This is a genomic window from Flavobacterium zhoui (assembly GCF_042787235.1).
Classification (GTDB): Bacteria; Bacteroidota; Bacteroidia; order Flavobacteriales; family Flavobacteriaceae; genus Flavobacterium; species Flavobacterium zhoui.
Window position 1 is genome coordinate 17,791 of record NZ_JBHZPY010000019.1, and the last position, 10,432, is coordinate 28,222.

11 protein-coding genes are annotated in these 10,432 nt (G+C 32.4%); 1 reads left to right on the forward strand and 10 read right to left on the reverse strand.

Going from position 1 to position 10,432, the window contains the following annotated elements; translation table 11 throughout:
- The first annotated feature begins 69 nt into the window (after positions 1–69).
- Positions 70–912, forward strand: a complete 843-nt coding sequence (locus ACFX5F_RS15670; RefSeq protein WP_379852969.1) for an isoaspartyl peptidase/L-asparaginase — start codon at positions 70–72, stop codon at positions 910–912.
- Here the strand turns inward: ACFX5F_RS15670 and ACFX5F_RS15675 are convergent, their stop codons facing one another.
- The 10 genes from ACFX5F_RS15675 to thrS all read right to left on the reverse strand — a co-directional run bounded on the left by ACFX5F_RS15675 (position 913) and on the right by thrS (position 10,069).
- Entirely contained in the window at positions 913–1,716 is an 804-nt protein-coding gene (locus ACFX5F_RS15675; RefSeq protein WP_379852970.1) for an endonuclease/exonuclease/phosphatase family protein, read from the reverse strand.
- A 109-nt stretch (positions 1,717–1,825) separates the two neighbouring features.
- Positions 1,826–2,263, reverse strand: coding sequence for a hypothetical protein (locus tag ACFX5F_RS15680; RefSeq protein WP_379852971.1), 438 nt, complete (start codon positions 2,261–2,263; stop codon positions 1,826–1,828).
- Between the two features lie 525 nt (positions 2,264–2,788).
- Positions 2,789–3,094 carry a hypothetical protein gene (locus tag ACFX5F_RS15685; protein WP_379852972.1) on the reverse strand — a complete coding sequence of 102 codons (306 nt, stop codon included), beginning with the start codon at positions 3,092–3,094 and terminating at the stop codon, positions 2,789–2,791.
- 158 nt (positions 3,095–3,252) lie between these two features.
- Entirely contained in the window at positions 3,253–3,540 is a 288-nt protein-coding gene (locus tag ACFX5F_RS15690; protein ID WP_379852973.1) for a hypothetical protein, read from the reverse strand.
- A 197-nt stretch (positions 3,541–3,737) separates the two neighbouring features.
- Complete coding sequence (locus ACFX5F_RS15695; protein WP_379852974.1) at positions 3,738–4,406, reverse strand: DNA-binding transcriptional response regulator; 669 nt, start codon at positions 4,404–4,406, stop codon at positions 3,738–3,740.
- A gap of 453 nt (positions 4,407–4,859) precedes the next feature.
- Complete coding sequence (locus tag ACFX5F_RS15700; protein WP_379852975.1) at positions 4,860–6,581, reverse strand: tetratricopeptide repeat-containing sensor histidine kinase; 1,722 nt, start codon at positions 6,579–6,581, stop codon at positions 4,860–4,862.
- 151 nt (positions 6,582–6,732) lie between these two features.
- Entirely contained in the window at positions 6,733–7,077 is a 345-nt protein-coding gene (gene rplT, locus ACFX5F_RS15705) for a 50S ribosomal protein L20 (protein WP_035633036.1), read from the reverse strand.
- A 171-nt stretch (positions 7,078–7,248) separates the two neighbouring features.
- Complete coding sequence (gene rpmI, locus ACFX5F_RS15710) at positions 7,249–7,446, reverse strand: 50S ribosomal protein L35 (RefSeq protein ID WP_022827375.1); 198 nt, start codon at positions 7,444–7,446, stop codon at positions 7,249–7,251.
- Between the two features lie 102 nt (positions 7,447–7,548).
- Complete coding sequence (infC, locus tag ACFX5F_RS15715; protein WP_379852977.1) at positions 7,549–8,106, reverse strand: translation initiation factor IF-3; 558 nt, start codon at positions 8,104–8,106, stop codon at positions 7,549–7,551.
- Between the two features lie 16 nt (positions 8,107–8,122).
- Positions 8,123–10,069, reverse strand: coding sequence for a threonine--tRNA ligase (thrS, locus tag ACFX5F_RS15720; RefSeq protein ID WP_379852976.1), 1,947 nt, complete (start codon positions 10,067–10,069; stop codon positions 8,123–8,125).
- Positions 10,070–10,432: the final 363 nt, after the last annotated feature.

Sequence of the window (10,432 nt, forward strand, 5' to 3'; positions counted from 1 at the left end):
GTAAAAAGCTATTAATTTGTTTTGTCGTTTTGTCTTTAAACCGGAGCTCTTAATTTTTAAAATTTTAATTTGAAACTAATCATACACGGCGGATTTTTCTCAGAATCATCTACCAATCACGAAACGAAAATTGCCAAACAAAATGCACTGGAACGAATAGTAAAAGATTCTTTTGAATTTTTAAAAGAACATGCTGCATTAGAGACAGTCGTTTATGCCGTTTCGCTTTTGGAAGATGATGAATTGTTTAATGCAGGAATTGGCTCGCAAATTCAAAGTGACGGAAAAATTAGAATGAGTGCTGCTGTTATGGATGGTGAATCTCAGAAAATGAGTGGTGTAATCAATATTGAAGAAGTAAAAAATCCAATTAAGGTTGCTCACATATTGATGCAATATGACGACAGAGTTCTAGGCGGAAGTGGAGCAACTAATTTTGCCCGACAACACGGTTTTGAGTCTTTTTCAACGGAGATTCCACAACGTAGAACAGAATATGAAAATAAACTGAAAGCGCTAGGAACTGGAACAGTGGGTTGTGTGGCTTTAGACCAAAATGGTAAAATTGCTGCAGCGACATCTACAGGAGGAAAAGGATTTGAAATTCCAGGTAGGATTTCTGATTCGGCTACCGTTGCCGGAAATTATGCAAACGCATTTTGTGGCGTTAGTCTAACAGGAGTAGGTGAGGATATAGTGAGTAATGCAACTGCTGCTAAAATTGTAACTCGCGTTACAGATGGTTTTTCAATACAAGAAGCCTTTACTAAAACGTTCACGGAATTAAAACCGTATGATGGTTTTGCAGGTGCAATTGCAATCGATAATAAAGGAAATATATATCACCAGGATTCTCATCCCAGCATGGTTTTTGCCAGTTTTGATGGAGATAAATTTGAAGTTTTTGAATAGTTAATTCAAAGAGAATTCGAGCCAGATAGGAATATGATCGGATATTATCCTTGCTTCTTGAAGGGAATCGAAATTTTTATAAAACGAAATAACACCTGAATTTAAGGTATTGATTTTCGAAGTTTTATAATACATATTATCAAATTCTGATGCGAGGCATTGCCCATTTTTACACTCTTTTTTTAATGAGGTTTTCTGATGCACTAAAACGGATTGGTAACCCATTTTTTTCAAAGGATTAAAAACGGTATGTGATTGCGGACAATTGAAATCACCAGCAAAAATTAAATTTAATGTTGGATATTCATCAGGTAAAAATTTAAAATATTTAATCTCCGTTTCTGGTTGTTTGTTTTTGGTAATAGCATGAAAATTGGCGACAGTAAATTGTTTATCTCCATATTGGAATGTACAGAAATAAGGTTCTCTGTCAATCTCCAAATGGTATTTTTTTTCTAGCCAGGCTCTCCCTATTTTTTTAAGCTTACTCGTTTTCCAAATAAAGGCATATCGTTCGGTTTTGTAGGCGGTGCTGCTGGTTGGATCACTAATCGCATAATCCCATTTAGCTCCTTTGCGATTGAGTTCATCCGCTAATCTTGCTACTGCTTGTGCGCCGCCATATCCCGCCACAACTTCTTGAATAGCAATGAGATCATAGTTTTTCAGGGAACTTGCGATGTAGTTTATTGTTTCTTCTGATTTTGATTTACCAAAGTTTTCCAGATTCCAGGAAACGATTTTAGTTTGAGAGAAAACAACTGAATAAATCAGGAAAAGTAGGAGGGAAAGTATAGACTTCAAATTGTATTTATTGAAAAAAATCTAATGAATAGAAGAAAATAAGCGCAATTCAAAGATAGGGTAAATTGAAGACTAAAATAAGTAAGCGACCTTAAAAAAAAGCGGTAACTTACACAGAGAATTGAATTAATTCTTCATTGCTTTTTTTAATTTTATAATTGTAGATCTCTTTTTTGACATCATTAACAATATCTATTATTTCATGTTTTGATTTAGCTTCAATCTTTTTTTCAATAATTTCGCCATTTTTTAAGCATATTTTCACCCCATATCTGTTGTAAGTACTCATTCTTACAACAATTGTAAAAATTAGCAGTACAGAGAGGGTTAAAACGATATTGGTTTGTAAAAACAAAAAAGAAAATGACGCGATACAAACGGATATTAAAATAATTAAAAATTCAGAAAATGGTTTCCTTTTATTTACGGTAATATAGATTTCATTCAATTCAGAAAACAAAATTTCTTTTTGCGCTCTTTCTTTACAATTTAAAATCATACCTTCTTTATCTAAGGTTATTTCTTCAAGTTTATTTTTAAAAATCATACTAATTTTTTGTTAAGTTGTAGGTTCATATACTCTCGCTTTTACTCGGGAATTTACTTCTTTCTCCAAATTTTATATATTAAATAAATGATGCAACCTGTTACCATCAACATTACTGACATTTGTATTGAAGACAGAAAATCAAAAATTATTAACGAATTCAAGTGTTAGAGGTTTGAATTGAGTACAAACGTACCTTCAATAAATAGCATTTACTTACGGGAAACCTCATTTGGAGTAATAAAATTATAAAATAATCAAATTTGATAAGTATACGGTATTACATATAGTAAAGTGGGTAAGAATATTTTTTTTATTAGGTAGATATAAGTATTTAGGCCCCTCGGTTTGTGCTACTTTATATTGTTTCTAATAATACTTTCATCGTCATACTTGTAGTGCTCCGTATTATAGTAAATTATTAAATGTTTGTTTTCTTTTGTAGAGCGTGTAGGAGTGATCGTGAAAAGTATGATAAGTGGTAGTAACAAGATTTTTTTCATTAAATAATTTAGATAGGTATGTTTATTCGCAGCAAATAGTTACGATTTTCAACTGAGTTTTTAGGACTTTTTTTATTTGCTTACTCGTTAGTAATTCTTTTTTTTGAGCCTTATCTAATTTCATGCCTAAAGCTTCCCATTTTATTTTCATATATGGGTATTTTGATAACGAATTGGAATTCCCTTTTAGTGATTTTTTATAATGTTTAATATATTCTTTTACGTAATTTTCATGATCATTAACCTTTTTATCCCATTTTTCTTCTATCGAATTTTTATTTATTTTTAAAAGTTGTAATTCAAAGACAGCATCATTTTTTACAATCATTTTTTTTGTTTTTAGTGAAATGAATTAATTTATCCGTAACTGTTTGCGAAAAATTAATGAAATTTACGGTTGGAATAGATGCAAAAGTAAAAAATGGAAGTATTAAAATATTGGTTTGTTAGACGCCCTATCGGTTCTAATTTACAAACAGTGATACATTATATTTTCACCCAATTAGTAGCAATCCAATCTAATAATTGTTCCCTATAAACTTCATTTTCCAAAATAGAATGTTGTAATAGACTTTCTACCTTTTGAAAACTTATCCTTGTTTGAGGGACCTTATATCTTTCTAAAAATTGGTTGCAAAAATGAACTACTTCAAATTCTTCAGTTTTATCTAGATATATACGTTCTATAATTTCATTATAAGTGAGATTATTACTTACGTCAACTGTTTGTGAATATCCTGTAAATGCTAAGTCTTCGGTCGTAAAATTGGCCATTTTTTATGATTTTAAAGTTTAAAGAGCAAACTTATAACCAAAAAAAATAAGTTCTTTACGGGAAACCGTAAAGTGACTAATTATTTTAAAAAAAATGTAATTGATGGAAATGAAAAATTGAGTACCGATTCACTAAACAGAATATCTTTGAGCCTAGATTATAATTTGTAAATTAATACAGAATTAATAAAAAGTACTTAAACTAATCCCAAATCTTTTGCTATGGCAATTAAATGAACGTTATTATTAGCTTTAAAATACACTTTTAGTTTATTGATGCGTTTTTCTATACTACTGGTACTGTTGGGTGTTGTGCCTAACCGTTTGAATCTTTCTGCAATTTCACCTAAGATATGACCTTTAGATAATAACATTAAAAGAGAAATGTCATAAGTTTCAATTTCAAAAATTGACTTGTCTCGCATCGTATGAGATAGTTCCGCCGAGACAATTTTGTCTTCATTGTCATAAATACGCTGAATAGTGTGTTGCAGTTCTGGGATACTATTACGCCCTTTCGAAACGTAAGCATTAATGCCTAAATTATTAAATAGTGATTGTACCCTAAAGGATTTGTCTTCTATCGAAAAAACTATTGTCTTAATATCGGGTTGCGCAATTTTTACGGCTTCGATAAGTTCTTCACCAGAATTGAGCTTGTTTTCGCTATGGTCGGTTTTAAATGATAAATCACTAATCAATAGGTCATAGGGGACATTATCGAGAAGTGCTTTTTTAATTTTTAAATAAGCATCGTCACAGTATTTAGCATGATGAATCTCTACAATAGACAATGTCTCCAGCGCTTGAATTACCGCAATGCTTATGGTATCTAGATCTTCGGCAATTAAAACTTTATTAAACATAGTCATTCTGATTATATTGGAAATAGTATTGTTACTTTAAAACTTTTGTTAGATTAAGTTTCAAAAGTAACAGTTCCTTTTATAGCTTGAGTACGGTTTTCCACATTCTATAGTTCATTTCTTGATTTTTTTTATCAAATGTTGCTCTAACACCACTATCACTGTAATCTATTTATAATTTATTTTCATTTTTTTAAAGTTAACGTTAGTTGGGCGCAATTATTAAAAACGTCAGTTCGAGTGCTTTTTGTGCAGTAAAACCGAATAGAAAATGTATCGAGAATCGTTTTTAACACTAATTTTTGTAGTTCTCTATATAATTGTTCTGTAGAAAATCACTCGAAATGATGTAAATTACAATCAAAAGCTAATTACACCCAATGTTATTATTAAGAAATATTTACATAGATGGTAAGCCTAGCCAAATAAAATTTCACATTTTAAATACTATACTTAAATTGGGAATGTAGTGTGTACTTTGAAGCCTTTGCCAGATTTTGTTTCAAAAGTTATGGTTCCTTTTATAGCTTGAATACGGTTTTCTACATTCTGCAGTCCATTTCTTGATTTTTTTTCATCAAATGTTGCTCCGATACCATTATCACTGTAATCTATTTGTAATTTATTTTCATTTTTTTTGAAAATTATTACTGCTAAACTGCATAGGCTGTGTTTTTTCATGTTGACAAGCAATTCTTGAAGTACACGGTACATTGTTATTTTTGTATTATTGTCTACACTTAACCAGTCAATCGTATCTATTCCGCTGACTAAGACATTAATTGCAGAGCTGTTGAATGCAGACATCATTTCTTTGAAGTTAGAAGTAAATAAAGGCCCTGCTTCTATAGAACTATTTTCTTTAGAAATGTTTCGCGTTCGTGAATATATAGTATCAAGGTGGCTAAGTAATATGTCTTTATTCGCATTAGTCGATAGATCTTGTGTTTCTGCAAAAGCCATCGTATGGAAAACATCGTTAGCCAGTTCATCATGCAGTTTTTTAGCAATTCGAATCTCAGTAGTATAGGCACTTTTTATTTTTTCTCGTTTGTTTTTGACTACAAGGAAATTACCAACAACAATACTCATGGTAATAATAACTGCAACCACGAGGTACAAGAATACGTTTTTGTTTTGCTGTTGTTCTTGCTGTAGTATTGTTTGCGCTTTTAGTTTTTCATTTTCGTTCTTTTCTTTAGTTGAATCGTATTTTATTTTAGCAAATTGATTCTTTACTTTTTGTCGGACTTTATTAATACTGTCATTAATATGGAGATAATGTAATGAAAAAATTTTCAATTTATTCCCTGTACTGTTTTTAATTAATAGTTCTAAAGATCGCAAACGGTCATCAACACTGTTTATTTCTGTTGCTTTTTCATAGGTCAATTGGGCGTAATCAGTAGCTAAATTTAGATTGCTTTTTTTGTAGTATTCGGAAAGATGATAATAACTCGAAATCAACCCCCAGTCATCCTTTATTTGTAACCTTATTTTTAGGCCTTGATTTAAATAGTAAAGTGCCTTTGAACTTTCAGATTTAGAATAGGAGTCACCTAAATTATCGTTTATTCTGGCAAATGTTTCGGCGTGATTTAGTACTTCTTTTTTTTTTATCAAAGGCAAAAGATTTTGTAAGGCTTTTTTATAATTACCCTTTTCTATATATGTTATTGCGATATTGTTTACGATACCAGCTTTTTCAATTGGATCTGTTTTTAAATTTAATGCTTTTTTGAAGTAATAAAGGGCGTTGTCATTGTCAAATGTATATAAGTAATTATTGCCTAGTGCATTATAAATATTCCATCTGCCATTGGGATATTTGCCATTGTTTTCTAAAAAAGATAGTGCTTCGACAGCTGTAGCTTCACTACCTGTATAATCTCCTTGGACTCTCTGAATCTGTGCCATCCAACTTATAGAGTTAATAATTCTGGAAGTATCTTTTTTTATTTCGGCAGCATATCTGGCTTTGTTATAATAATAGTAGGAGCTATCAAATTCTTCATTTTCATAATGTTCATGACCAACTGCTAAGAGTCTATTAATTTCTGTAAGATCTTGTTTTTTCGGGGGCTTGTTTTGCGTTTTTTTCTCACAGGATTGAGTGGCAAAAATTAAGGCTAATAATATAATATAAATCGGGAAATGCAGTTTTCTAAGTACCATTTTCCGAAATTACTGAAATTAATTATGATACAAAACTTATTGTATTAGTATCTTTTCTTAATTTGTAAATATCATTTAAAAACAAAAAACCCCAATCTTTCGATTGAGGTTTCTATATAAGTAAGTAATCTAAATTGAGTTGATAAAACGTTTATTTTACTTTATTAAGTACTGCTTTGAAAGCTTCAGGGTGGTTCATAGCTAGATCTGCAAGAACTTTTCTGTTCAATTCGATTCCGTTAGCTTTTACTTTACCCATGAATTGTGAATAAGACATTCCTTCCAATCTAGCTCCAGCGTTGATACGTTGAATCCATAATGCACGGAAATTTCTTTTGTTCACTTTTCTGTCACGGTAAGCGTAGCACATTGCTTTCTCTACCGCATTCTTAGCAACTGTCCAAACGTTTTTACGTCTACCAAAGAAACCTTTGGCTTGCTTCATTATTTTTTTTCTTCTTGCTCTTTTAGCAACTGAATTTACCGATCTTGGCATAATTTTGATGTGTTTTTGTAGCAGGCGGCTTGAATTTAATCAAAAGCACTTAATGGCCATACTCCAAGGTTATTTTAAATTGTTTTAACCTAAAGACTATTTAGTCAAAAGTATTTAAAGTCGAATGTCCAAAGTCTCTAAGACCTTTGACTTTGCAACTTTAAGTCTTAATTAAATAATTCTTAATTGTTGTTTGATGCTTTTCATATCTGTTTTGTGAACTAGCGCTGAATGTGTCAAAGCTAATTTACGTTTTTTAGATTTTTTAGTCAAGATGTGACTTTTAAAAGCATGCTTTCTTTTAATCTTTCCAGAACCAGTAACTTTAAAACGTTTCTTGGCGCTAGATTTGGTTTTCATTTTAGGCATTTTTTCCTAGTATTTTAATTTATTCTTACTTACTTATTTTTTAGTTTTCAGTCTCGGTTTTCAGTTTGCAGTATGAAAACTGAAAACTGCGACTGCTAACTTTTACTTCTTTTTCTTCGGAGCAATGAACATAATCATTCTCTTTCCTTCCAGAACTGGCATCGCTTCCACTTTACCAAATTCTTCTAAATCCGTAGCCAATCTTAATAATAAGATTTGACCTTGATCTTTATAAATGATTGAACGCCCTTTAAAGAAAACAAAAGCTTTTAATTTTGCTCCTTCTTTCAAGAACTTCTCAGCATTCTTTCTCTTAAATTCGTAATCATGTTCATCTGTTTGAGGTCCAAAACGAATTTCCTTAACGACTACTTGCGTAGATTTCGCTTTTAGGATTTTATCACGTTTCTTTTGCTCGTAAACAAATTTCTTGTAATCCATGATTTTACAAACCGGAGGTTCAGCATTAGGAGAAATCTCAACTAAATCCAATTCAAATTGATCCGCTAATCTTAAAGCTTCCGAAAGTTTAAAAACTCCAGGCTCTATATTTTCACCTACAAGTCTTACTTCTTGTACACCACGAATAAGATTATTTATTCTGTGTGCATCCTTTTTTTCTACGCGAGGTTGATAACCTCTGTTGCTTCTTATTGCTATGACTTTATAATTTAAGTTAAACTGTAAATACTTTTAATGTTTTATTGATCTCTTCGTTTACAATAGCAACAAATTCTTCTATTGTAACGCTGATATTTCCTTTTCCTTCTTGTCCATGACGACGGATAGAAATCGTTCCGTTTTTCTCTTCTTCCTCACCTACAATCAACATAAACGGGGTTTTCTGCATTTCGGCATCTCTAATTTTCTTCCCGATTGTTTCGTTTCTATTGTCTACAAGGGCGCGAATTTCGTGATTTTCTAGCAGATTCAAAACTTTTTTAGCATATATTTCATATTTCTCGCTCAAACACAAGATTGTAGCCTGTTCCGGCATCAGCCATAGTGGGAAATTTCCTGCTGTATGCTCTAGTAAAATAGCTATAAATCGTTCCATCGAACCAAACGGCGCTCTGTGTATCATGACAGGTCTATGTAATTCATTGTCAGACCCTTTGTATGTTAAGTCAAAACGTTCTGGCAGGTTGTAATCCACCTGAATCGTACCTAATTGCCATTGTCTTCCCAAGGCATCTTTTACCATGAAATCTAATTTTGGACCATAAAAAGCCGCTTCGCCATATTCGATAACGGTATCTAGGTTTTTGTCTTTGGCAGCATTGATGATAGCATTCTCCGCTTTTTCCCAGTTTTCATCGGTACCTATATACTTATCTCTGTTCTCTTTGTCTCTTAATGAAATCTGAGCAGTAAAGTTTTCGAAACCTAATGAAGAGAATACATATAGCACCAAGTCAATTACTTTCTTGAATTCTTCGTCCAATTGATCTGGCGTACAAAAGATATGTGCATCATCCTGAGTAAATCCTCTTACACGAGTCAATCCGTGCAATTCACCACTTTGTTCGTATCTGTAAACAGTACCAAATTCAGCATAACGCTTAGGTAAATCTTTATAAGACCAAGGGCGTACATTGTAAATTTCACAGTGATGAGGGCAGTTCATTGGTTTCAATAAAAACTCTTCTCCTTCAGCAGGGGTACTTATCGGTTGGAAACTATCTGCACCATATTTTGCATAATGCCCTGAAGTTACGTATAATTCTTTCTGACCAATATGTGGCGTAACCACTTGCTCATAACCACCTTTTTTCTGTGCTTTTTTCAAAAACTGCTCTAGTCGATCTCTCAAGGCGGCTCCTTTTGGTAACCATAATGGTAAACCTGCGCCTACTTTTTGTGAAAAAGCAAACAATTCCAATTCTTTACCTAGTTTTCTATGGTCACGACGTTTTGCTTCTTCAAGCAATTCCAAGTATTCAGTCAAATCCTTTTGTTTAGGAAACGACGTTCCATAAACACGAGTCAACTGTTTATTTTTCTCATCACCGCGCCAGTAAGCTCCAGCAACACTCATGATTTTCATCGCTTTGATTATTCCAGTATTTGGAATATGACCACCACGACATAAATCAGTAAAGGTAGCATGATCGCAAAACGTAATCGTTCCATCTTCAAGATTAGTAATCAGTTCTGTTTTGTAAACGTTGTCTTTGTATAATTCTAAAGCTTCTGCTTTAGATACAGGACGTAGTTTGAATTCATGTTTTCCTCTTGAAATTTCAAGAACACGATCCTCAATTTTTTTGAAATCAGCATCAGTAATCTTCTGGTCTTCAAAATCTACATCATAGTAAAACCCGTTAGAGATTGCTGGTCCAAGAGTTAATTTTATCCCAGGAAACATTTCCTCCAGAACCTGTGCCATTACGTGTGAAGTCGAATGCCAAAAAGCTTTTTTACCATCAGCATCATTCCATGTATATAATGTAAGACTCCCGTCCGTCGTTAATTGAGTTGAAGTTTCAATAGTTGTACCACTAAAAGAAGCCGAAATCACATTCCTAGCAAATCCTTCGCTAATGCTTTTAGCAACATCCATGGGGGTTACCCCTGAAGCATACTCTCTAACTGACCCATCGGGCAAAGTAATCTTAATCATTGTTTGATATTTTAAGAATGCAAATATAAAGGATTACGAAAACACATACAATATATATGTAAGGTTTGTTACTATATAGGTAAAAACAAATGGCATTCATTATATATAGGTAAAAGAGTGTGTTTCTATTAGGAGCTATTTCCCGCTATTCGTTTCAATCTTTTCTCTCGTAAAAACTCGAGAAAAGGATTTCCGCTGCTATCGGGGCTAGCGAGTCGTGTTTCATCCTGTTTCCTTTTATTTTATTGACTTTGTCATTTCGACAAAGGAGAAATCTCATTAACTAGTTTCATTTCTTACCTTATATATAGGAGTACGGTGTCTTATAAGAAAACAGTATTTCGACTACTTATATATAATGAC